General features: G+C 36.2%; 25 protein-coding genes and 1 tRNA gene. 18 read left to right on the top strand and 8 right to left on the bottom strand.

Annotated elements, in window-relative coordinates; translation table 11 throughout:
• The first annotated feature begins 226 nt into the window (after window positions 1-226).
• From AC106S_RS03910 to AC106S_RS03885, 6 genes are all read left to right on the top strand, one after another.
• Window positions 227-1186: a helix-turn-helix domain-containing protein gene (locus tag AC106S_RS03910; RefSeq protein ID WP_482437825.1), complete on the top strand. Its 960-nt coding sequence runs from the start codon at window positions 227-229 to the stop codon at window positions 1184-1186.
• Window positions 1183-1611, top strand: coding sequence for a transposase (locus AC106S_RS03905; protein ID WP_482437824.1), 429 nt, complete (start codon window positions 1183-1185; stop codon window positions 1609-1611). Before AC106S_RS03910 ends, AC106S_RS03905 begins: the two co-directional genes overlap by 4 nt.
• Window positions 1612-1819: 208 nt before the next feature.
• Window positions 1820-2659 carry a hypothetical protein gene (locus tag AC106S_RS03900; protein WP_482437823.1) on the top strand — a complete coding sequence of 280 codons (840 nt, stop codon included), beginning with the start codon at window positions 1820-1822 and terminating at the stop codon, window positions 2657-2659.
• A gap of 217 nt (window positions 2660-2876) precedes the next feature.
• Entirely contained in the window at window positions 2877-3206 is a 330-nt protein-coding gene (locus AC106S_RS03895; protein WP_482437822.1) for a helix-turn-helix domain-containing protein, read from the top strand.
• A gap of 220 nt (window positions 3207-3426) precedes the next feature.
• Window positions 3427-3846: an NUDIX domain-containing protein gene (locus AC106S_RS03890; protein ID WP_482437821.1), complete on the top strand. Its 420-nt coding sequence runs from the start codon at window positions 3427-3429 to the stop codon at window positions 3844-3846.
• 221 nt (window positions 3847-4067) lie between these two features.
• Window positions 4068-5042, top strand: a complete 975-nt coding sequence (locus AC106S_RS03885) for a polyprenyl synthetase family protein (protein ID WP_482437820.1) — start codon at window positions 4068-4070, stop codon at window positions 5040-5042.
• Window positions 5043-5172: 130 nt separating this feature from the next.
• Here AC106S_RS03885 and AC106S_RS03880 read toward each other — a convergent pair whose 3' ends face one another.
• The 6 genes from AC106S_RS03880 to AC106S_RS03855 form a co-directional block, all read right to left on the bottom strand.
• Window positions 5173-5640 (bottom strand): META domain-containing protein, encoded by a 468-nt coding sequence (locus AC106S_RS03880; protein WP_482437819.1) that lies wholly within the window; start codon window positions 5638-5640, stop codon window positions 5173-5175.
• 92 nt (window positions 5641-5732) lie between these two features.
• Window positions 5733-6194 carry a cyclophilin-like fold protein gene (locus tag AC106S_RS03875; protein ID WP_482437818.1) on the bottom strand — a complete coding sequence of 154 codons (462 nt, stop codon included), beginning with the start codon at window positions 6192-6194 and terminating at the stop codon, window positions 5733-5735.
• A gap of 10 nt (window positions 6195-6204) precedes the next feature.
• Complete coding sequence (locus AC106S_RS03870; protein ID WP_482437817.1) at window positions 6205-7263, bottom strand: alpha/beta hydrolase; 1059 nt, start codon at window positions 7261-7263, stop codon at window positions 6205-6207.
• Entirely contained in the window at window positions 7260-7841 is a 582-nt protein-coding gene (locus tag AC106S_RS03865; protein WP_482437816.1) for a sugar O-acetyltransferase, read from the bottom strand. Before AC106S_RS03865 ends, AC106S_RS03870 begins: the two co-directional genes overlap by 4 nt.
• Window positions 7842-7930: 89 nt before the next feature.
• The gene (locus tag AC106S_RS03860; protein ID WP_482437815.1) at window positions 7931-8758 is read right to left on the bottom strand and encodes a helix-turn-helix domain-containing protein; all 828 of its coding nucleotides are present in this window, start codon (window positions 8756-8758) and stop codon (window positions 7931-7933) included.
• Window positions 8759-9009: 251 nt separating this feature from the next.
• Complete coding sequence (locus AC106S_RS03855; RefSeq protein ID WP_482437814.1) at window positions 9010-10329, bottom strand: erythromycin esterase family protein; 1320 nt, start codon at window positions 10327-10329, stop codon at window positions 9010-9012.
• A gap of 793 nt (window positions 10330-11122) precedes the next feature.
• Here AC106S_RS03855 and AC106S_RS03850 point away from each other — a divergent pair.
• From AC106S_RS03850 to AC106S_RS03820, 7 genes are all read left to right on the top strand, one after another.
• Window positions 11123-12448, top strand: coding sequence for a helix-turn-helix domain-containing protein (locus AC106S_RS03850; RefSeq protein WP_482437813.1), 1326 nt, complete (start codon window positions 11123-11125; stop codon window positions 12446-12448).
• A 236-nt stretch (window positions 12449-12684) separates the two neighbouring features.
• Window positions 12685-13332 carry a hypothetical protein gene (locus AC106S_RS03845; protein WP_482437812.1) on the top strand — a complete coding sequence of 216 codons (648 nt, stop codon included), beginning with the start codon at window positions 12685-12687 and terminating at the stop codon, window positions 13330-13332.
• 90 nt (window positions 13333-13422) lie between these two features.
• Window positions 13423-16275 carry a hypothetical protein gene (locus AC106S_RS03840; RefSeq protein ID WP_482437811.1) on the top strand — a complete coding sequence of 951 codons (2853 nt, stop codon included), beginning with the start codon at window positions 13423-13425 and terminating at the stop codon, window positions 16273-16275.
• A gap of 87 nt (window positions 16276-16362) precedes the next feature.
• Complete coding sequence (locus AC106S_RS03835) at window positions 16363-16893, top strand: hypothetical protein (protein ID WP_482437810.1); 531 nt, start codon at window positions 16363-16365, stop codon at window positions 16891-16893.
• Window positions 16894-17025: 132 nt separating this feature from the next.
• On the top strand, window positions 17026-17478 hold the full coding sequence (locus AC106S_RS03830) for a transposase (protein ID WP_482437809.1): 453 nt from the start codon (window positions 17026-17028) through the stop codon (window positions 17476-17478).
• 38 nt (window positions 17479-17516) lie between these two features.
• Window positions 17517-17720: a hypothetical protein gene (locus AC106S_RS03825; RefSeq protein ID WP_482437808.1), complete on the top strand. Its 204-nt coding sequence runs from the start codon at window positions 17517-17519 to the stop codon at window positions 17718-17720.
• The gene (locus tag AC106S_RS03820; protein ID WP_482437807.1) at window positions 17707-18042 is read left to right on the top strand and encodes a transposase; all 336 of its coding nucleotides are present in this window, start codon (window positions 17707-17709) and stop codon (window positions 18040-18042) included. Before AC106S_RS03825 ends, AC106S_RS03820 begins: the two co-directional genes overlap by 14 nt.
• 357 nt (window positions 18043-18399) lie before the next feature.
• Here the strand turns inward: AC106S_RS03820 and AC106S_RS03815 are convergent, their stop codons facing one another.
• Window positions 18400-18594 carry a hypothetical protein gene (locus AC106S_RS03815; protein ID WP_482437806.1) on the bottom strand — a complete coding sequence of 65 codons (195 nt, stop codon included), beginning with the start codon at window positions 18592-18594 and terminating at the stop codon, window positions 18400-18402.
• Between the two features lie 125 nt (window positions 18595-18719).
• On the opposite strand from AC106S_RS03815, the gene AC106S_RS03810 reads away from it, so the two are divergent.
• Entirely contained in the window at window positions 18720-19139 is a 420-nt protein-coding gene (locus AC106S_RS03810; RefSeq protein WP_482437805.1) for a helix-turn-helix domain-containing protein, read from the top strand.
• Between the two features lie 122 nt (window positions 19140-19261).
• Window positions 19262-20494, top strand: coding sequence for a TCR/Tet family MFS transporter (locus AC106S_RS03805; protein WP_482437804.1), 1233 nt, complete (start codon window positions 19262-19264; stop codon window positions 20492-20494).
• Window positions 20495-20758: 264 nt separating this feature from the next.
• On the opposite strand, the gene AC106S_RS03800 is transcribed toward AC106S_RS03805, so the two are convergent.
• Window positions 20759-20832, bottom strand: a tRNA-Arg gene (locus AC106S_RS03800).
• A 59-nt stretch (window positions 20833-20891) separates the two neighbouring features.
• On the opposite strand from AC106S_RS03800, the gene AC106S_RS03795 reads away from it, so the two are divergent.
• Genes AC106S_RS03795 through AC106S_RS03785 form a run of 3 tightly spaced genes read left to right on the top strand, consistent with a single transcriptional unit; the run spans window position 20892 to window position 24671 of the window.
• Window positions 20892-21938 (top strand): ABC transporter substrate-binding protein, encoded by a 1047-nt coding sequence (locus tag AC106S_RS03795; protein WP_482437803.1) that lies wholly within the window; start codon window positions 20892-20894, stop codon window positions 21936-21938.
• A 44-nt stretch (window positions 21939-21982) separates the two neighbouring features.
• Complete coding sequence (mtgA, locus tag AC106S_RS03790) at window positions 21983-22627, top strand: monofunctional biosynthetic peptidoglycan transglycosylase (RefSeq protein WP_482437802.1); 645 nt, start codon at window positions 21983-21985, stop codon at window positions 22625-22627.
• Between the two features lie 13 nt (window positions 22628-22640).
• Entirely contained in the window at window positions 22641-24671 is a 2031-nt protein-coding gene (locus tag AC106S_RS03785; RefSeq protein WP_482437801.1) for a recombinase, read from the top strand.
• The last annotated feature ends 15 nt before the right edge of the window (window positions 24672-24686 follow it).

Below are 24686 nucleotides of genomic sequence, written 5' to 3'. Positions count from 1 at the left end.
AGAAAGTACTATTGATTTTTGAATAGAAAAATAATAATTTCTAAGAAATCTAAATTAGTGCTATTTTACTTTTATATCATTTTATTGTGTTTTTATGCACTGAGTTCTACGAGCTATTTGTTTAAAATTGTTCGATAGAAATACACTAGGTAATATGCCTTCTTATTCTCGTAGTTTTCCAATTATTAGCATACCGAGAAAATAAGAGTACGAATGAAAAGATTATATGAATAAATTCCCAATAGAGCCTTTTATACATCACTCCAATAGTAAACTAAATATTAATTGCAAATCCGTAAATGATGTAGTAGCGTTGCGTGGAGCTAATATAATTGTACCCCATAAAATATCATTTTATGCAATACACTTATTTGAAGAAGGAATAGGTCATCATTCTCTTGATAATCATACTTTTGAAGTCCGGCCAAAACATATATTAATAGGTTCAAAAAATCAAATCAGCCAATTTCATGAACCGGTTTCCTATTCGGGTAAAATTTTAATTTTTACTGAGGATTTTTTTTGCCTTAACGATATTCATTTTCAGTTTCTATACAATTCTCTATTGCTCAATAATGTTGCGGAGATGTCATATTTTGATGTTTCTGCAAGATATGATGAATTGCTTGTGCTTTTTGATCTAATTGAACAAGAACTAGATACACATTGCTATCCTAAGCAGCAACAAGTACTTAATAATTATTTATTTAGTATACTGCTAATTCTTGATAATATTTTTCATCCCTATATTGACAATCTGAGCATTCAAAAAGAAAGACTTATCGTTTCAAAATTCAAAAACTTAGTCAATAATAATACGAGTAAAGAAAATACAATAAAAAAATACGCTGCCAATCTGGGCTTAAGTGTTAGAACTATTGAAAATGCTTTTAAAAAAATAGAAAACAAGACTCCTTATCTCTGGTTCTCAGAGCAGTTAATCTTAAAAATAAAAAGAAGCTTAATATATAAGAATGTCCATATCAATGAAGTTGCCTATGAATTAGGATTCAAAGAAGCAAATCATCTTATTAAATTCTTTAAAAAGCATACGGGACTAACACCCCTTCAGTTCAGGAAATCACATTTAAGTGACAACATAAAATCCTTAGTTGGGATAGGGTATTTGTGTATATCAAATTTTGAAACATTTTATTATTATTCACCATTTAGCAGTTTATTATGAATTATAAAAACATTCATATTGGCGCCTTAATTAAACAAAGAGTTGAGGAAACCGGATTATGTACTTCCCGAATTGGTAATTTTTTTAAATGTACTGATGACGAAGTCGCGCAGATGTACTTAAAAATAGACCTTTCTACAGACATTCTACTTAAATGGAGTAAATTACTGGAGTATGATTTTTTCAGAGTCTACTCTCATCATCTTATTCTTTACTCTCCGTCTACAAATATAAATAAGGATTCGACTTCTATTAAATCTAAAATGCCTCAATTCAGAAAAAACATTTATACAACTGAAATTATCCAGTATATTATTGAGGAAATAGAAACTGGTAAAATGACTAAAAATGAAGTTATGGAACGTTACAGAATACCAAAAACAACTCTTTATAAATGGCTCAGTAAATATAAAAAAACAGATTAGAGGCAGGGATTATAGTTATTTTCTGTTATTTTTTTTCACACAGTTGTGTTTTTTTATGTCATTTTACTTCGTATTTATATAATCTTTTTTCACTAATTTTTGATAATTTTGTAATCAAATGTGATTATCGTGAATTATATGTTCTAATTATGTCTTTATAATTAAAAATATCACATATAAATATATTTAAAATTACAAAATGCTTAATATGAAAACGAATTTAATTGGCATTTGCCTACTTTTTCAATGCCTACTAAATGGTCAAGTTGGTATTAATACAAGTACTCCAAGCTCAACATTTGATGTGTATGCAGCCCGTGATGCTTCCGGTGTCATAGATCAGAATAAGCATGTTGGCATACAAGCCCCAAGAATAACGAGGACAGAACTAAGCAATAGTACAGCAGTGTATGGGGCTGCTCAACAGGGAACTATGATTTATATTACTGACGTTAGTGGAGGAAACAGAAATGGTCAACGCGCCAATATAGATTTGCCTGGTTATTACTATTTCGATTCTACTGCAAATTTATGGCAGAAAATGCTTAATGGGAAGAACAGTACGGCATTCAAAGCTATGGTAGGAAATGGACAAGGCATATTAAATCTTACCCTATTAGAAGACTACCAAAGATTAAATTTTAATCCTACTGGTGCAAATATATTTTACAATGGGGCTGCTAATCCAATAGATGCAAATGGAACAATTACTATACAGGAAAGTGGCATCTATGCTGTGGGATTTTACTTTCGTTATGGTACGGGTGCGAATTTAAATTTGCTGGACCTAACAGGAGGTGGGTTTGCCGGTGTAAGAATTAATAAAAATGGTTCGCCTATAGATTCGAAAGCATTTTCAGGTGTGCGTTTAAATGTGGCACTTATAGGTCTTCTAAGTGTTGTAATTTCTAATACTGAGATCAACACTATTTATCAATTTAATGCCGGAGATCAAATCACTTTTGATACCCGGTTGGGTGGATTACTGGGTCTTGGATTATTATCTGGAAGTGAGGGCTCTTTCTTCATGTATAAAGTATCTAACTAAGAATATAATGCATTAAAAAACCGATGCCAGAAAAACACATGAAATAAAATTTACCCATAGAATTTTATAGAATAGTGAGTTCAAATGCAGGATTAAAAATGAGTCCTGCATTATGAGCAGATAGACCACTAAAATATACCTGTCTCTAAGATACTTATAAGTGTTTGATAACTAGAGATTTCATGTGCAAAGTTAATTTAAAAATAGAAATTTATTAATGAATACAGCAGACAGACCAGATTACAAACAAATTTACATGGATATACTGGATAAAAAGTTTCCTGAAAGAAAAGCTGACGCTTATGTACTGCTTAAAAAGGAAAACTTATCTGTGATGGATATTTTGAAATTAAATCAGTTAGTTTTCAACATTAAAGACAAAGGAAACAATGCGAATCAAAAACATCGTTCTTATTCTAAATCTGATATACTGCAAATCTTAGACTTTCAGCGAAAGCATAACTTAAATAATAGTGAATTAGCTGAATATTTCAAATTGAGCAGAAATACAGTTACAAAATGGAAGCGAATATATCTATATTTATAATATGTTATTAATTAATAATTCTTAACGACCGGTTTTTTTCTTTTTAAATTACTTCATTTAGACTTTCCTGTATTTATGCTTAAGTGAGACTGTTAAAAATGTTATTTAATATTGGGTTCGTTTAGGAAATAATTGCTTAGTTTCTAGTTCCGACAGATCTTCATATTCATTTTAGTAACGTCGTACAATTTAGTTTTTTAGTGGATTTATTAAATAAAAAATGAACGGGTTTAACATTAGGATTTACGCAATATGCATAAGAGATAATAAAATTTTCGTCTTAACGGAAGCTTACGCTCATATTGATACTATATTGACAAAATTTCCTGGTGGAGGATTGGAATATGGAGAAGGAACAATAGATTGTCTGCACAGAGAATTCGATGAGGAACTGAATTTAAAGATTAAAATCATCGATCACTTTTACACTCAGGATTCATTCCAAACCTCTCTGATAAACGATAATAAGCAAATATTCTGTATTTATTACTTGGTGGATATCCTAAATTTAGAAGAATTGGAAATTAAAATTGAATATATTAAAAAGGTAAGTTGGTGTGATATTTCATCAGAAAATCCGTTTACCTTACCCGTTGATAAGATAGTATTTGAAAAACTACAAAATATTTTTGGCAAATAATATCTTTTAGGTTATACGATTTGTTTTTAATCATCTCTTCAGCTAATTCTTGAAATTAATGCAGGATAAACATGCTATAAGTGACTCATTGGCTGAATAGTATTCATGCTGGTTTATCGGCAAATCCTTGGGTAATTTAGATTCTTCCAATAATAATCACGCAAAAAACATAAAGAAGAACAAATATTAAGAAGAGCCCCCTAATCAATATCATTTAATTTATGAATCCATTTAATAAATACACCGATTTCTTTATTAAATATCTGGAAAGCCAAATTATAGATAAAGAACCCAAAGAACTATATGATCCAATATCCTATATTTTATTGTTGGGTGGAAAACGAATCCGGCCTGTACTGACATTAGTAACATCAGAAATTTTTGGGACAGACTATAAATCAGCTTTACCTGCCGCTCTGGCCATTGAAATTTTCCATAACTCTACATTGGTACATGACGACATTATAGATAATGATCCTATTCGTAGGGGAAAACCAACCGTTCATACAAAATGGGATAATAACACTGCTATTCTTTCCGGGGATGCAATGGTTATTCTGACATACCGCTATCTGGAGGAATATGATCCGGATACTGCCATGAAGCTGATTAAAGTAATTAATAAAATGGGAATGGAAATTTTCGAAGGGCAGGCCTATGATGTTGCTTTTGAAGATCGGCTTGATGTTACTGTTTCAGAATATCTAAAAATGATTCAATGTAAAACGGCCGTACTCATTGCGACAGCAATGAAAATTGGTGCGATTATCGCGCAGGCTTCGGTGGAAGATTGCGATCTAATTTATGACTTTGGGCTTAATGTAGGGCTGGCATTTCAATTGCAGGACGATTATCTCGATATTTTTGGGGATACTCCAACCTTTGGTAGAATCTTGAATGGTGATATTATTGCCAATAAAAAAACCTATCTATACCTGAAGGTCCTTGAACTCGCAACCGCGGACGAAAAAGAACAGTTAAGGGCACTATATGCCATAAGGCTTGAAGATAACTTTGATAAAATAGAAACAGTAAGAAAATTATATCAAAAGTATGACATCCCATGTGTAACCCAAAAAGAGATTGAGAGATATACTTTCATAGCCTTTGAAATGTTGGATAAGATGAAGATTGACGAAAATAAGAAAGCAATATTGAGGTCTTTTGGAGAAAACCTTATGGGAAGGAGGATTTAGCGTTGGACTACAATTTAAACAAGAAGTAAATGCTGAATATTTTCAATTACTTGCTACAAAAATGAGACCGACTTATTTGGCCAGTCTCATTTAAAAAGCGGTTAAGATATACCTGATGTTAATGGACTGATTACTTAACTTCTAATTTTGCCGTAATCTTTTGATCTTTATCCTTTAGTTCCAGGGTATTGCCACTAATACTGTATTGCTTGACTTGTTTTAAAACATCCATGAATTTAGTCTCTACCTCCAGATTCGGGCAGGCCATCATTGTTGCTCCGGTAAGCGAAACTTCAATACCATTTTCACCTTCGAGCTTGTAACTGCCGCCAAATCCGTTGCATCCGCCATTTCCTTCAAGTTTTCCTGTTTCCTTGTTGAAAGAAATCATTGGTTCCTTTTTGAAGGCAGTATCGATTTTAATCGGGGCATTGTCTAATTCTGTGAGCTTCCAGTCTTTTCCGAACAGGGTTGCTTCTTTTTCAGTATCTGTACTTTGGGCAACCGAATCTTTTGGCGCATCTGTATTATTTTTGCTGCTGTTATTACAGCTTATCAAAACAATTCCTAGAGACAAGGTAAATAAGATCTTTTTCATAATTGATTATTTTTAATTGTTCCATCTACAATTTACAAATTTTAAACCAAAGAGTTCTATCCCCAATAAAATTTCAATGGTTATCGGATATTTTATCCTATTTCAAAAGTAACGGTCACATTCCCTGATCCCAATGCCGATGCCAAACCAGTTACATCATTTACCGCACCTAACTTTGTGTAGCTGTACGATGTTGAAAAGTTCTTGTAAAAAAGCACCAATGTTTTTGAGCCATACAACATTAAATCCCCGTTTTTAATAGTTCCGGGATTGGATGAATTAGCCGGCAGGCTGTTCGGCAAATCATAGTATTTCTCATTATTGTTCAACTCCACCATATTGATGGTTAAAGGCAGCATTTCCTTGAAGGCTTTTGCCGAATTGTTGTCTAACAATATAGCTGTAAAGATTTGTGAACCTACCTTTATTTTGATTTTACCGTTAGCCATAGGGGTAGTGTTTTCGGGGTTATTATTATCATTCTTATCGCAGGACGAAGCACTGCATACCATCATTGTCATAAAGGCCACAACCATTAAAAAAGGATGTTTCATAGCTACCATTTTACTTCAAATTGTCTTTAAAGAATGTTTCCAACTTACCGAAGGGAATAACATCAACCTTGTCATACAAATCAACGTGGACAGCATTCGGGATAATCATTAGCTCCTTTGGTTCTGCTGCTGCTTTATAAGCATCTTCACTGAAATAACGGGAGTGCGCTTTTTCTCCTGCGATGATTAAAAGCGGTCTTGGCGAAATCTCTTTGATGTACGTCAATATCGGCATATTCATAAACGACAACGCATTGGTGGCATTCCACGCACCTGTTGAGTTAAGGGAACGCTCGTGAAAGCCTCTTGGTGTACGGTAATAGTCGTGGTATTCTTTTACAAATTGCGGTTCGTCACCTTTCAGCTTTTCAGGATTTAATATCGCTCCAGGTTGGAATGTTCCTGCTTCGACATCTTTCCAACGCTGTTCTCCCAACTGCTCCAATGTTTTTGTACGTTGCTCCAATGTAACGGCATCATTATAACCTTTAGACATTACCCTCGTCATATCGTACATACTGGTAACAGCAACGGCTTTCACACGTTTGTCAATGGCAGTAGCATTTAAGGCAAAACCACCAAAACCACAAATACCGATGATGCCTATTTTCTTGCGGTCTATGTTTTTCTGTATGCCGAGATAATCTACTGCAGAGCTGAAATCCTCGGTATTAATATCAGGCGAAGCAACGGCACGGGGTTCACCGCCACTCTCGCCAGTGTAAGACGGGTCGAAAGCCAATGCGATGAACCCACGCTCGGCCATCTGATTAGCGTACAATCCCGAAGATTGTTCTTTCACAGCCCCGAATGGTCCACTAATGGCAAGTGCCGCCAGTGGCTCGCTGCCGGGATTTTTCGGGGTGTATAAATCGCCGGATAAAGTGATGCCGTAGCGATTTTTAAAGGTTACTTTTTGGCGGGTTACTTTATCGCTCAACTCAAACGTATAGTGTTCTACTGTTGCTGTATCATTCATTTTATCTGAATTTTTATTGTTTGTATGCTGTTTGCAGGATTGCCCTAAAAACATCAGGCTTATTACTGCTAAAACTGATAATCTTCTCATATCTCTCTATTTAAAATTGACTTAATAATTTTCGCAGGAATACCGCCTACAATCGTATTATCGGGAACATCTTTTGAAACGACCGCACCTGCGGCTACTATGGCATTTTCGCCAATGGTTACGCCTTGCATAACGGTAGCACCTGCGCCAATCCAAGCATTCTTTTTGATGTGGATATGCCCGGTGGTCAGTGTCGCCCTGGTTCCGGGTGTTACGGGGTGTCCCTCGGACAGCAGGCTGACCTTTGGAGCTATCAGTACGTTATCTTCAATAGTGATACCGCCCAAATCAAGAAACACGCAATCGAAGTTGATAAATACGTTTTTGCCTATTTGGGTATGCCGACCGTAGTTGATGTATAGCGGTGTAAATACGGTTGTGGTTTCGTCAATCCCGTTTCCTGTAATTTGGCTTAATAAACTTCTCACTTCGTGCGGCTCGGCTGTGCCGTTCATTTGAAGCAATAATTTCTTTGTATCGTAACAGGCTTGTCCTATTTTGGAATATTGTGGGTCGCTGAATGGTACGCTTTCCCCATTACGTAACCGTTCAAATATATCTGTCGTTTCTATTTCCATTGCCTAACATTTTATAGTACAAAGGTAAAAACAAAGCCTTACAACGGTTTTGCTGTAAGGCTCAAATTACTTTTCTGTAAGGCTCAATTTTATATTTCTGTCGGTGGGATGCCGTATTGCTTTTTAAATGCAGTAGAAAAGTGGGAAAGGTTTTTAAAGCCAACTTCCGTATAAACTTCCTGTACTTTTTTCTTTTCTTCTTTAAGTTTGATGTAAGCCATTTCCAGACGTTTATTGATGAGCCATTTTTGCGGTGTGAGGCTGCTTATCTTTTTAAAATCCCTTTTGAACGTTGCCAAACTTCGCCCAGTAAATGCCGCTATTTGTTCCATTGAAAGCTCCTGCATATAATTTTCATTCAGGAACTCTAAAAGGTCAATTTTCCACGGGTCGGCAAAGTCGAAAAGTATCGGGTAAAATACTCCTGAATTGTTGAGCAAAGCGTAAATGCCCTCCAATAGTTTTAAATGTGTTACGCCCTCTGTTGGTTTTACATTGCTGTCGAAATATGGAGTAAGGGAGTGAAACAAACTTTCAATCGCAGGGCTTGGCTTTAGCTTGAAAACTTTTTTGTCTGATATAGGCACATCTTTAGGTATCTGAGCTTTATTCATCTTGCTATAAAACTCCCGCAAAACATTACGTTGAAACGTCAGCGAAATACCTTTGTAGAAATCTGCGCCTTTACTGTTTTTGAACATTTGCAGACGGTTATCTCTCCTGATGAATGCACATTCTCCCGCCTTTATTATGGTCTTTTTATTCCTGTCAACAATAACCTGCTCGCCCGAATAGATATATACCAAAACGTGTTCGGGTTTGGAGTGTACACAGTGTGCGCCATATTCGGAAAAGCACGAAAGGAAAATTCCCGAATAGCTTAACGTGTCGTATTTATCTTCTTGCTCTACATTCATAGCCTGCTGATATAATGAACGGACAAATTTAGAAATTTTGTTTCGATCATACTTTGCCGTAAGGCTCATTTTGTTTTTCTGTAAGGCTCATTTAATTCCTATGCTTCAGCAATTGTCTAATTGAAGTGAAATGCTCTGACAAAATCATGATAACAGTAAAGTTTGGCAGCCGAATTGTAAAAAGAGGTAGCCTCTTTAATGGTCACCTCATTTAATTTCAAAACAGATCTAACCCAAGTTTTTAAATCACTTTATTGACCGGTGAGGTCAAAGGTTTTATCAATATATATTATACCATTGAAAGCGGAAGTATAATCCATTTTTGCTTCAAAGCCTAAATCAAGCAGTCTTGCGGGGAACCAAGGATATCCACTTGGCTTGCCCTGTGCTTTGGGTAACGGCATAAAGAGTACATTATTTTTTTTGCTATTTAAATACCATTCCAGAGAAGTGTCCCCTGATTTAGGCACTTTTGCTGTTTTCGTGAAATCTGCATGGAAGTAATCATTTCCAAAAAAATTCGGGGAAAAATTGCCGGTGCCTGATGTTATCGCTAATGAGTATACCTGATCTCCAAACATTCTAAAAATATCACTTCCAAAGTAAGTAAAGCCTTTATAGGTGTTGTTCTCATACCATTTGTTCGCAAAATCTTTATCAAACGAAGCATACACATTCACATCCAGAACATTGTGATTGTTGTGAGACCAGACCATAATTTTCTGGTCAGGAAAAATATATTTTGCGAGAAAGATGAAGTTCTTTGCCATCATGGCGTCCCTGTCCTTACCTTCGATCAGTAAACCAAATAGGTTCCTGATGTTGTTGATCTCGATCAGCCATAACTGACGTTGCTTAACTTCTTTCGTGTTGAACAGGACAACTTCTTCAATCATATTTAATTCAGAATGAAAATTTGAAGCATTAACGTCGTCTTTCTTTGAACGGAACTCGTTTTGTAAAATATATTCAAGGTCTTTTGTAAAAGACTGATAGGTTTTGGATTCAGTGTCATAATCGACAGTTTTCAACAGTCCTGCCAAATTTTCAATTAGTTTTGTTTTGGAAAACTTTCCAGCATGGCGGGGATCAAAGCCTCCAATTTTTATGGGATTCTTACCCGCTAATTCGGCAGTATAATAGTTCCACAGATCCTGACTGGTATTGCTTTCAGACCAGCAGGTGTAGATGTTTTCTTTAGATGAAAGAGCGATACTTGAAGGATCTTTTAAATTTGCGAGATCAAACATAATCGCATACAAATCCGCTTCAAACAAAAGAACATCGAATCCTTTCATCTCATGAAGGTATTTTACCAATCTTGTTTTCATTGAAATAGACCCGCCATCCCCGTGGCTGGGTTCTCCCAACAGCACTATCCTGGCATCGGCTATTGATTTTCCGACTGCGTGAAGATCATCAAATTGAGTGTCACTAGGTAATATGGTTCGTATTTTACTTCCTGATTTATACAGATCTTCCATATATAATCTAGAAAAATCAGTTTTTGATTGCGCGATGGATAGAAAAGGAACAGCTAGCACGAAAGCCACTAATTTTAAATTCTTCATTGTTAATTAATCTTATTAAATTCCTGCAAAAATACATTTAATCTGCAATAAGGGGATCAAACAAAGTAATGCTCTAAGTTGAATTGCACAGAAAGATGAGACTGTAAAATGGAATAGGTATTTAGATGATTTCTTCTTTTCGATCATTATAAGAGCAGATTCATTGAGTCTGCTCTCATGTTTTTTAACGCAATGGAAGTTATTTAGAATATACTTCAAAATAATTATGGCATTTTTATGACGTTTTTAATGCTATGATGTGAGATTAATTGAGAAGAGGTGTAGTTAACGAAAACTGGGTCCATGTTGATAGCAGATACTTGGATGATGAAGAGTAAATCTGTATGCAATAAACACTTTACCGCGTATTTATATAGATCTCTTTCTATAAGTATTCAATTACCGTTTCAACCTTTTATAAAAAAATGTATCTCAATATTTAGTTATTAAGCCTGTTCAGACTTATTAATAAATCTAAACCAAAAAAGCTTTTTTACACCTTTGTGGTCAAAAATAAAAGTTTAAACAAACTTAATATTATAGTATTTATTAGATAATTTTTTTCACAACTAATTTAATTATAATTAAATTAGTTCACTTTTTATATTTTAAATCATATAACCCTCTGTATGATGATTTCATGTAATAAATTTATGTTTCAAACACTATGAAAAAATTTTATGCTGTGCTTTTTTACTTTTTTGTGATCAACATATTCGCACAAAAGACTGCTAAAAGTTTGTCCAACGAATATGAAAACTTAAAGAAAGAATTGAATATCTCCCCTGAATCTGTGATTAAAAAAGGAAAAACCTTGACAAAAAAAGCTATTCAGGCTGATGACTTAAAACTAGCAGTAAAAAGTTACAATACTATTGGCTTTGCTTATTATCACACTGGAAACTCAGATTCTTGTCTTTATTATTCTAATACGGCAATACAACTGGCAAAAAAAATCAGATATAGAGAAGGAGAAGCATTGGGATTAAGGCTTTTAGGAACAGAATATGCTAGACTAGGGCTCAGGGATAAAGCTGAAAAAACATTCGTTAGCGCATTGACTTTACTGGAAGGACAAAAAAATGACGAAACTTATACTACAAGGGGCATGGTTTACAGCTCGATGTTGCTTTTATTTGATGATGAAAAGGAACAGCAAAAAAAGATTGATGTGGGGCATAAGGCCATAAATGCTTATAATTCAGTAGCAAATAATGTACGTAAAAAAGAGCTTCTTCCTTCTGCTTATACCAATTTAAGCTATTCCTATTCAAGGATAGGAAAGTATGATTCAGCGCATATCTATTTACAAAAAGCATTGGAACTGATAGATACCGGCAGCCCTATGCATTTGATTTATCTATACCATCAGAAAGGATTTTTATTTTCTGAAGAAGGAAAATATGAAGAGGCAGTACTTAATTATAAAAAAGCACTCAGCTATTGCAAAGGAGATGAATTCTATGAGAAAAAAATGGAAATTCTGGGCAGACTTTCCGAAAGTTATACGGCTTTAAAAGACGATAAAAACGCACTTTATTATACACAGCTTTATCAGGATATGTATAGGGAGCGGTCTAAAGCGGGGAAAGCTGCTGTTTCAAAAATTGAAAATAAAATTTCCGGCGAAAATACTGATCTGACAAAAAGGATATGGTTTTTAGTAGGCGGATGTATTATTTTATTGTTATGTATTATCGGATTGGTTATAAAGAAGAAAAAAGCTAGGACTAAAAAAGAAACTCAGCAAGAAATCAATATCAACAAGGACACAGAGATTCAGATATTAAATAAACTGACAGGATTTGAGCAGCAGAAAGATTTTATTGATCCTGAAATTTCATTGTATGCACTTTCAAATAAGTTCCAGTGTAATAATAAGTACCTGTCGGCTACAATAAAGAAATATAAAAATAAAAGCTTTACGCAATACATTAATGATCTCAGAATTGAATATATAGTAGAGCAGCTGGACAGCAACCCTGAATTTAGAAAATTTAAAATAAGTCATTTAGCGGAAAAGTCAGGCTTTTCGTCTCATGGTTCTTTTAGTGGGGCATTCATTTCTTATACAGGAAAGAAGCCTTCAGAATATCTGAAAACGCTCAGAACGGAGTAATTAAATCAATTCTTATGAATTTTATAATCTTGAAATTCGGAAAATCGACATATAATAATTTGAAAATGATATTTATTGCATAATATATCTATGTTGCTGACGTGTAGTTTGTTATAATTTCTATTTTCCGAAAATCATGGATTTTTTTGTTCATCACATTCCCGATTTCGCAAAACTACATTCATTTTTCTGATAAATAAGCGCAGTAAGTTTGTACTGATTTTACAGATGAAAATATGCCATCTGTTCAGAAAATAATGTATCATTTTTGTAAAGCTTGCGTAAGAATAAAAATACCTTCCTGTAACTTATGGGATATGGTAGGCGTTCTGTTTTTCGGCATGCTTTCAATGGAAAGAGGAAATGCACAATTGTACGTGGGAGAAGATATATTGTTCTATAGAGAAGAATCTTCTGTTTATGTGAATTCTGAGAAATCTTCCGATACTGAATCTTTGAAAGAAAAGGCTAAAATATATATTCATAAAGGTACGCCTGTATCTCATTTAGAAAGATATACCGTGGCAGAGATTATTTACATAAAACCAAAGCGGCAGGTAAGTAAAAAAAGTCACTCTGTAAATTCAGGAATAACAGACAGAGAATACAAAAATTTCCACCACAACATTGTGCAGGAAATATTTTATAGATTATCTGTTGAAGAGGAATTTAGCTTCAGTAAAACAGAAAATATAAATGCTGTTATAGGCAATTCTAATATACAGCTAAAGAAACTGGGTTTTTGTCTGTTTTCTTCAGAAATAGATTTTACCAAGCTTTTTTTTCAATCGGAAGCACTTAAAACAGAATACTTGTGGAAATGTGAAAATTTATCATGCCTGTTGCTGAGGTCAAGACCACCGCCATTTCTATTTTCCATTTAACATGATGATCACCCGTTTTCATACCTCTTTTTTAGAGGTATAGGGTATGTTATGCTCATATCCATCTAAAGAACAATTAAATAAAAACAAATGAAAAAAAATAAATTACAAATTTTCAGCTCGTTGAGGTTCCTTTTGATTACGGTGTTACTGCTGGTCGGTAACCTCCTTTTCGCAGAGGGATCCAAAGATCTGTATCCAAACGGCACACCAGGATACCGTGCCTATTTACGCTCAAATACTTCCAATGCAGGTTGGGAATCAAGCTGGCCTTTCCCGAATGAAGGTACACATTATGTATATGCAAAAGCAGGAGAAGTCATTACACTTGCCTCCAGTGCGCAGAACGGCGGTTCCGGAAGAATCCGCTTATTCCTGCCGGACGGAACATTGGCGGTGAATAATACAACCGGAGGCCAGATCAGCAATCGTGCAGCTGAGCTGGCCGGTCCCAGATTGGTTGGACAGGCTGCAGGTGGCAACCGATATTTACCAATATATCATAATGTAACAGTTGAAGGAATTTACCGTGTTGAATTTGTATCACGGGGAACAGGTGATCCTCTTGAAAATGCTATTCTTGCCAATAGTAATTGGACACAATCCAACGACAATAATATTGCTGCGTGGGATGTTTCGGTAATTAATGCTGCAAACAGCAATTTTATAACAGGCCGTGTTTATACCAATACATTCAATATGTCCACTACCGTTGGAACACCTCCTGAAAATAAGGGCGTTTACAGTATTTTTTATGTGCAGACAAAAGATGGATATACTTACAAAATTAATAACAACGGAAACTACGGAATGTTTTTTCAGTTCTTTGCCAATAACAATGGTTTTACCAATTCAATTACCGGTTTACCAATTTATAAAAGTCTTGCGGCAATATCCTCTGCTAATATTAAGAATCCTAACACTGCTGATGACACTAATATCACTCATAAACTGTTTTACAGTCTGCCGTCAGCAGATCTTCCCGCTTCTTCAAATGGTGCCGTTCCCGGAGGAAGTACCTGGGTTAAGAGTAATGTTGTTTCACCGGATGTTACAAATGTAGGGATTACTGGTATTGAGGGAACGAATAACCAGATAAGCGGTAAAGGAGGACATGTAAAGTTTACAACCGCAGCTGTTGGCAGATATACTATTACCATTGCAAGCAATAGCTTACCGACATCTTTTACGACCAGAGTTTTGACAGGAAATTCTTCTGCTGGTGTAAACAGTGTTTTCTGGGACGGAAAAGACGGAAACGGGATAGCGTTACCGGCAGGTAGCCAGCCGGTAGCTGTAACCGTAAAGATGCAGACCGGGGAGGTTCATTTTCCTTTTTTCGATATGGAGTATAACAAAAATGGAACTATTATTGAGCTTCTTGATCACTCAAACCTCAATAATGTAATTTCAGATATTGTATACTGGGATGATACCGATGTTCCTGACGGAAGTAACGGTTCGGTTCCGTCTCCGAAAAACAACAGTCATCTTCCTCCTGCTAATAGCACAGGAATCAGCAGTAATGTGAATGGACATCGATATGGTGTGGGTGCTACAGGAACAGCCTTCATGTTTGGAGATCAGAGAGCTATTGATACCTGGACATTTATTGAAAGCAGTCCGGTGACAATAAATACAAGTGTAGAAGTAAAAATCGCAGACTTAAAAGTAACCCATGTAATGCCTGATAAATCCGCAGTATCTGTTGGAGAGTTACTTACCTATACGGTAAAAGTGAAGAATGATGGACCAAGCAGTGTTACAGGAGCTCCGTTTACCTTCATCCTTCCGGCGGGTCTGAATCCGCAGTCTCTTGTTTTCACAGCCAACGGATGTGGAAGTGAATCGGCAGCAGTAACTTACAATCCTGCGACGCGTACTTATTCGTCTGCACTCAATCTGCCTAACGGATGTGAAATTACTTATAAATTCACTGTAACCGTTACTGCTTCTGCAACACCAGGAAACTTAACAGTAAAAGCAGGAATACTTCGTCCGAATGACGTAACCGACCCGGATGCAACCAACCCTAACCCTGCAGTTCCGCCTACCAATGCAGAATATGAATGTGCGAATAACGGCTTGGGAGGAAATTGCAATAACTTACTGAACAACAGCAATGTATTATTCTCTCCAACACCTATCTGTACGGAAGATGTTCAGGGTAACGCTTTCAGCACAGCAAACGGAACTCCGGTAACTTTCTCTCAGCCGGCAACCGATTTTGGGTTTGTCTTCGATATTTATACGCTGGATAATTCTTTTAACCTTAACATTAACGGAACTCAGCTTTCCACACAGGAAATTCAGTTTTCTACGGGAGCACCGAATATCCGTTTCGCAGACGGATCTGTTTACGGATCAGGCGGAGTTCCTGAAATCTGGCAGATCATAGGAACTTCTTCAGCGCCTTCAGTAAGAGTAAATATCAGTGCTACAGGAGCGGTAACATTGTTTGGCAGCAAGACATCAGGAGGCCCGTTATTTCCTTTGGAACTATATAATGGAGCAGCTTTTAATACCATCACCTGGAATGTAGCATCAGCTAATATCGTTACAGCTACACAGGTAGTGGTAGGTCCTACGTATATGACCGGTTACGGATCTGGAAAGAAAATCGTGCCTTGTCACTGTATCAAACCGGGAGCAACAGGTACGCCGGACAGCTATGCCCAGATCGGAATTCTTACCAAACCATCCATTACCGCTGCCAACTGGCCTAAAAATGTTCCTAACGGACAGCTTGTTCTGGATAGTGCCGGAAAAGGTCTGGTGATTACTCATATGACAACAGCTCAGAGAAATGCTCTGGTTCCGGTAGAAGGAATGGTGATTTACAATACAGATTTAAAATGCGTTCAGCTATACAGGGGAACGGCTCCGGGAGTAGATGCTTCCCGTACCGGATGGAACTGTATCAAAAGGGGCTGTAACGAATAATAATAAGTGATTGAGTTTTTAAAGATTGCCGGGATAGCGGAAATCAATATCCTGGCAGCTTTTTAACGAATAAAAAATGAAATAAAAATGAAGAATATAATAATAACATCCATAACCGTGCTTTCTGCAGCTTTATTCAATGATATGAAGGCTCAGGTAGCATTTGGAAAAGATAATGTAGCGAACCCGAGCGCACTTGTAGAATTTGGCCCGGGAAATAAAGGGATTGTTCTGCCTTCAGTGGCTTCGGCTCCCGGAGCGGTAGGAGGGACATTTATTTTTAACACGGCAGATAAGGCTGTTGAAGTGTGGGAAGAGAAAAACAATAACAACGCCGGAGGCTGGACCTCACTTACGGACCAGGGACAGGGAGCTCTTCATGCTTTATCTAATGTAGGGACAGATGCTGCTGCAACGGCCGGAGTAATCATCGGGGCAGCTTCTACAAGTAAGCCCGGAACTCTGGTATTGGAGTCTACAACAAAAGCAATGGTTTTACCTGTTGTGGCCAATCCGCATCTGACCATGAAAAGCTCCGTAGCAGGAACTATGGTATATGACCCTGCTTCTGATATGCTGGCAGTATATGATGGAGCGAATTGGAGCTACTGGAAATAACAGATAACACAAATTCTATATAATTTTTTATCAGCCTTGGCAAAGGCAATCCTTTGTCAAGGTTAAAAAATACAGTATTGATAGCGTGCAGACATTTTTAATGAGGATTTTAGGCAGATAAAAAATAAACTTATGCAAAATACAGATAAAACCCCTCCAATGAATTTTAAAAATATTCATATCGGAAGTTTAATCAAATTACGTGTTACCGAATCTAATATGGAAATATCCCGTATTTGTAAATTTTTTAAATGTGGAATTGATGATATTTTAGAAATGTATGAACAGGAAGATCTTATTACAAAGAAGCTCCTGCTATGGTCTAAGCTTTTGGAATATGATTTTTTTAGAATATACTCGCAGCACCTGATATTATACTCGCCACCTGCCGGAGTAAAAGATAATACGGCCAAGATCAATTCTTCACTGCCACAGTTCCGGAAGAATATTTATACTAAAGAAATGATTGATTTTATTCTAGAGCTCTTTGAAACAGGAGAAAAAAGCAAAATTCAGATCATGCAAGAATACCGAATCCCCAAAACAACGCTTCACAAATGGATTAATAAATATAAAAAAAGCTAGGCTACCTAAGTAATATGATGTTATATAATCACATAATTATGAAGAAAAGAAGATTAATTGGAAAGACTAAAAAGGAAGTTTTGGTAGAACTTGGAGATGGATTTAATTTTTATAAAGATAGAGAATGGACTTATTTGCTGAAAAAAAACTGGTGGGGAAGAAGGACAGTTCTGTTTATTGAGTTTGATCAGGAAGATATAGTTATTGCTGAATATACCATTTCAAAATATGGAAAGAATTAAAACACCGGACTATAAAAGGATATTTAATGATATTATTTCAATGAAATATCCTCAGAAATATAAAGATTGTGCGTCTTTATTGCAAAAAAATAAGCTTTCAGTTCTTGATGTTATAGAGTTGAATAAAAGAATTTTTGGCTATTCGGGTAAGGAAGTCATGAATATGAATCAAAAACACCGCTCATACAGTAAGAATGATATTTTACAAATATTAGATTACCAGAAGAGGAATAATTTGAATAATAGTCAGTTGGCATTGCATTTCAAACTGAGCAGGAATACGGTTTCCAAATGGAAGAAGCTTTTTTTATCTGTTATATAAATTTCTAATATATGATATTTCCCAGGCGATCTTTGTATTGATAATATAGCAATTTTCTTAAACGTGTAATAAAAAAACATTACAGACGCAGTGGTTGTTATTTTGGCCAACTCAAAGTCAGGAAACTTTGCGCAGCGGGGATTAATGGATTTTCATAAATATTGGTTTTCCAGAGGTATAGTAAACTTACAAAAAAATGCAGAATCGAAAAACAAACTTAATACATTTGGCTAAAAATCAAACGTCTTTGTCCTTTTTTGTAAAAAACAAACCTCGTTCAAAACTAAAAACGAGGTTGAGTATTTTAATTTCAAAAGCAAATTAAACCTGTACAACAGTTAACAGTGTTAGAAAAAGTTATAATTTTTTTAAGTGATAATCGTCTATTTCGGACTTAAAGAATAAAATTCCGTCTTTTTCTTCTACATTAAAAGTATATGTATCATCTAACATCAATTCTAATCCAAGAGTTGGATTATATTGCCTTACTCTTGAAAATTTTAAGACTTTCTCTTTTGGATAATAGTTCCAATTAGAACTTTCATTTGTCATTAATTTCCTATTAATTTTTTCTAAAGTCGATTGAACAAACATAGAATTAATTTCCGTATTTCTTTTTTCTCCATTAATTGTAAATTCATATTTCCCTTCAAATTTTTTATTTTCGGGTGGGGAAAATGGAGCTTGCAGAAATGCTTCGACATCTTGTTATGGTTCTAATAAGTATGATTTCTGAAGTATATTCTTCTTTACCGAGTAACAAAAGCTTGGTGAAAAACCGTACACATGAGATTATAGATGATTTTTATCTACTCATTTCAAAGCATGCAAACCAACAAAGAAGCGTTGCGTTTTATGCTGAAAAGCTACATTTAACACCACAATATCTTTCCACTTTCCTGAAACAGAAAACGGGAAAATCTGTATTACAGTGGATTGATCATATCACAATTCTTCATGCTAAAACACTACTGAAATCTTCTAATTTATCAATTAAAGAAATTAGCAACGAGCTTCATTTCGAAGAAACAAGTATCTTTTGCAGATACTTTAAAAGAATAGTGGGAGTGTCGCCCAAAACCTATAGAAACGAATAATAATTTATGTTCTTTTATGTCTAAACTATTTACAGATTGCTAAATATTATTAGCTTTCAGATTGTACGTAAGCACCATTAAATTGTTAATACCTGCTTTTTATCTCTGTTTAATTTTACAACATGAAAAAAACAGGTAAAAAAGCAGCTATTGGATTTATATTTATAACGTTGTTGATTGATATTGCAGGTTGGGGAATTATACTTCCCGTGGTCCCTAAACTCATTGCAGAACTTATCAATAGTGACCTTAGTGAAGCTGCGAAATATGGAGGTTGGCTTGGCTTTGCTTATGCTATTACGCAATTTATATTTGCACCTATAGTGGGTAATCTTAGTGATAAGTATGGGAGACGCCCAATTATTTTAATTTCTCTTTTCGGATTTGCTATTGATTACGTACTATTAGCACTAGCGCCTTCTATTGGGTGGTTGTTTTTTGGAAGAATCATTGCCGGTCTTACTGGAGCTAGTATTTCAACAGCTAGTGCATATATCGCTGACATATCCACCGCTGAAGATAGAACTAAAAATTTCGGCTTAATCGGCGCAGCTTTTGGATTAGGGTTTATTATAGGTCCGGTAATAGGTGGTTTGCTTGGCCATTATGGAGCAAGAGTCCCCTTTTATTTCGCTGCTATATTATGCATGGTGAATTTTCTTTACGGCCTGCTTATACTACCGGAAAGTTTAGAAAAAGATAAACGTCGGTCATTTAGCTGGAAACGTGCAAACCCTATTGGAACAGTTAATTTTTTGAGAAAACAGTCAAAAATATCAAATCTCGTCATCGCTTTAATTTTGGTCTATGTTGCCCTCCACGCCGTACAAAGCAATTGGCATTTTTTTACTATGTATAAATTTAATTGGACGGAAAGAACTGTAGGTCTATCGCTTGGTTTGTTGGGCTTATTGCTTGGCTTAGTACAAGGAGTTCTAATTAGGTGGACAACTCCAAAATTAGGGGAACATAAAAGTGTATATTTTGGGTTGCTATTTTATGCATTAGGTTTAATGCTTTTTGCATTTACTAATCAGGGGTGGATGATGTTTGTTTTTCTCGTTCCTTATTCCTTAGGTGGAATCTGCGGACCCGCACTTCAATCAATAATCAGTAAAAATGTTCCTGCAAATGAACAAGGTGAACTGCAGGGGGCATTATCAAGTTTAGTGAGTGCTACCTCTATTTTGGGACCTCCAATGATGACAAACTTATTCTATTATTTCACTCATGATAAAGCACCATTTCAATTTTCAGGAGCTCCGTTTTTTCTAGCATCCATTTTAATGTTTATTAGTGTAATTATTATATATTTTGCTTTTCGACAAAAAGGTGAAAAAGAAGCTAAAGATTAAAAAAATACAATAATGTGAAGAAGTAAGAGTAAAGATTAGATACATTTAATTACACTAGGTTGGTACAATAAAGACAGGATACATTCAACATTAGTCTACAAATCCCCGAAGCAGATGGGATGAACTCACTGGAAATGCTGCCTGGAGATAAAACAACTAAAAAAACAAAAATACCGTAAAATAATCTCCAGTTTTTGTTGCAATCCCAAGATTCTTATATGTTATAAAAAAGAGAGACAACTATCAAATAGTTGTCTCCTTCAGTGACCTCGACAGGATTCAAACCTGTAACCTTCTGAGCCGTAATCAGATGCGCTATTCAGTTGCGCCACGAGGCCGTTTGTTATCTTTTTGTTTAACGGTTGCAAATATACCACTTTTTTCCGTTCTTTGAAGAATGAAACAGAGAATTTTACTTTTATTAACGGTTTTTTCGCTAATTGCCTGTAAAAGAGAAACAAAAATTTCGTCCTCAGACTGGACCAAAATATCAGAGCGTACCCAATTTAAAGAGAATGGCGGTGCTTTGGAGCTGAAATCGGGAAATTTCACCTATAATTTCAAAGAAAACCAGACTCCGTTTAAGAAAATTATTCTGTTGAACGCCAGTATGGCAGGGTATATTGCAGAACTTGGAGCCGAAAATCTGATCATCGGAATATCCAGCCCGGAATATATCTATTCTGAAAAGATCCTGAATCTCGTTAAGGAAGGAAAAATCCAGAATGTGGGGAATGAGCAGAAATATGACGTGGAGAAAATTATTTCCATGAAGCCGGATGCCATCTTTACCAACCATATCGCAAGCTTTGACAATACCTACGAACTGCTGAAGAACAACGGAATCCAGGTGATATTCCTGGATGAGTATATGGAACAGCAGCCTCTTGAAAAAACGGCCTATATTAAACTTTTTGGAGAATTTTTAGGAAAGGAAAAAGAAGCGGAAGCCCAATATAAAGAGATTGAAAAAAATTATAGTGACCTGAAACAGCTTGCACAGAAAGCAAAAGAAAAGCCTGTGGTTCTGGCTAATGAAATGTATGGCGATGTATGGTATCTTCCCGGGGGAAATACCTCTGTTGCCCATTATATTGCAGATGCCAATGCCCATTATATCATGAAAGAAAATAAAGATGAAAAAGCATTAACGATGGGGTTTGAAGAAGTCTATGCCAAATCCGGAGGGGTGCAGTATTGGGTAAATGCTGGGAGCCATACTTCCAAAAATGAAATGGTAAAAATGAATCCTTTCTATGGAAAACTGGATGTTTTTAATAAAGGAAAAATCTATACAATGGCTGGCAGAGAAAAACAGAAAGCCAATGATTTCTTCGAAAGCGGAGTAGTGAGAGCCGATCTGGTACTCAAAGACTACATCAAAATTTTTCATCCTGAACTTTTGCCGGATTATCAGCTCACTTATATGAAAGAACTGCAATAAATCAGGACATTTGCTTATTTTTGCATTTCATTTTACGAAAAATTATGTGGAAAAAAATTAAACAGCTGATTTTCATCGTCCTTGTCCTGAATGTGGTCTTTATCATTTGGGGAAGATTCTTCAATCCGCCTATTACCATTACTCAGATAGGTGGTCTTTTTGAATACGGGAAACTGCACAGGGATTATATTTCCTATGACGAAATGGGGAATAATGTGAAAAAAGCCGTTATTGCTTCCGAAGATCAGAAATTTTTCGATCATGACGGATTCGATTATACTGCCATAGAAAAGGCCATGAAATACAATGAAAAAGGCAAAAAGATCAGGGGAGGAAGTACCATTTCCCAGCAGACCGCAAAAAATGTTTTCCTGTGGCAGGGAAGGAGCTGGCTGAGAAAAGGTCTTGAAGCCATTTATACCTTTATCATCGAAAAAGTATGGAGCAAAGATATTATCCTGGAAAGATACCTGAACTCTATTGAAATGGGACAGGGGGTGTTTGGCGTGGAAGCAGCAGCCCGGTATTATTTTGGGAAATCTTCCAAAGATCTGAGTGCTTCAGATGCAGCTTGGATTGCCGCCGTACTGCCCAATCCCAAGAAGTATGATCCTAAGAACCCATCCCCTTATTTAAGAAAGAAACACAATTGGATCATGAGACAGATGAGGAATGTGAGTTTGAAATAGTATCTTTGTATTAATGAAATTCTTTAATTCCAGCACAAATTTTGAATCTGTTCTTAAAAAATACTTCTCTTTTAAGAATGAAACCCTCTCTCTGGAACCCTTTGCCGAGTTTTTAGAGAGTATTAAAAGGGCTGATTTTACGGATGTTCTTAATTTTTTAAGGAACAACCCCGTGTTTGCTGAAAACTTTAAACATTATATTCATAATATCTTCAGGGGAAGACCCTTCAACCTTTCACTCACAGAAGCCAACATTCTGTCTGAAAATGCCTTCTTCCCGGAACTTAAAAAAAGAATACTGAATAAACTGCTGCCTCCTGTTGAAAACGAAAAAACAGTGTGGTACATGATTGATAACGTCAGTTTAAGACCCAAAAAAGATCTGAAATATCTTCATAACCTTCCTGAAAATGAAGTGAATGAATTTTTAACACTTCTGGGAGCTTCAGATTTTATCATCAGACCTAATGTGAAGAAAGAACTGATCTTCTCCATGAATATCCTTTCCTGGAGAGTAACGGGGATGGCGATGGAAGTGGAAGTCGTAAGAATGGCACCACAATACAGGAACCTCGACAATCCATTCCTTGCGCTGCAGAACGAGCTGGAAGCCCTTGCCGAAGAGCTGACGAAAGATCCGGAACTCCAGCTGCATTCCAGAGACAGCCGTTACAAGCAGATCAAAATATATGCAGAACAGTGTCTGGAATTTGTAAACATTGCTTTTAAGAATTCAGATAAATACGGGATATCAGGAAAGATCAACCAGTCTCTGCTCAAGATCCGTCAGCAGACAGAAAGGATCTACGAGATAGTACAGCTTCTGGTGATCGACAGTGAAGAAGATGTGATGATCAAATCAAAACAGCTGATCTTTAATATCCTGAATTATAAATCCCATAAAAATAACATTGCAGATCTGATCAACGACAGTACCCGTCTGATCTCGCATCTCATTACCAACCATACCGCAGAAACCGGAACCCATTACATTACTTCCACGCGGAAAGAATATATGACGATGTTCTACAAGGCGAGTGGCGGCGGTATTATTGTAGGAGCACTCTGTGTGCTGAAAATGCTTTACGGATATATTCCCGGAAGCGACTTTTCCCATGCATTTTTATATTCGATGAATTATGCAATGGGATTCGTGATGATTTACCTGATGGGATTTACCCTGGCCACAAAGCAGCCGGCAATGACTGCTGCTACCATGACGAAAGTTCTGTCGGAAGAAGGTAACAAAAGAAATAACACCGAATTTGCCCATCTTGTCTCCAAGCTGTTCAGAAGCCAGTTTATTGCTTTTGTAGGAAACGTGCTGCTTTCCTTCCCGATTGCGCTGGCCATTATTTATGGTCTGGACGTATTTTTTTCCCAGAACCTGGCCGTTGAACGTTCGGATAAACTATTAAAAGACCTCGACCCTTTTAAATCCAAAGCCATTTTACATGCGTCCATAGCCGGATTCTACCTGTTTATTTCGGGAATCATTTCCGGAAATATCGGAAACAACTCCGTATTTTACCAGATTCCTGAAAGAATTGCCAAAAACCTTTCCATCAGAAACTTTTTCGGGAAAAAGTTTGCCAAAGGGCTCTCTAAATATTATGCTAAAAACTGGCCGGGCATTGTTTCCAATTTCTGGTTCGGGGTGTTTCTGGGAGCTACCGCGCCCATCGGGCTGTTCTTTGGTCTTGATCTTGACATCAGGCACATCACGTTTGCCGCCGGAAACTTTGCATTAGGGCTTTACGGTAAAGATTTTTCAGTAGATTCCTATACCTTCTGGATCTCCTTTATCACGGTGTTCCTGATCGGGTTCTTCAACTTCCTGGTCAGCTTTTCATTATCCATGTTCCTGGCCTTCAGATCAAGGAAAATGAATTTCGGACAGGTAAGCGAGATTTATAAAGAAATTTTCAGGTATTTCATTAAACATCCGTTTAAATTTTTCATTCCGCTTCGTTCCGGATTAGATAAAAAAGCAGACGATCTGATGAACAGTACGGTTTCCAATAAATCGGAAAATCAGCATTAAACTTAATCTTTTCGC

The organism is Chryseobacterium sp. FR054 (assembly GCF_056844565.1).
Note: the sequence above shows the minus strand (reverse complement) of the source record. Positions and strands in the feature narration are given on the sequence as shown.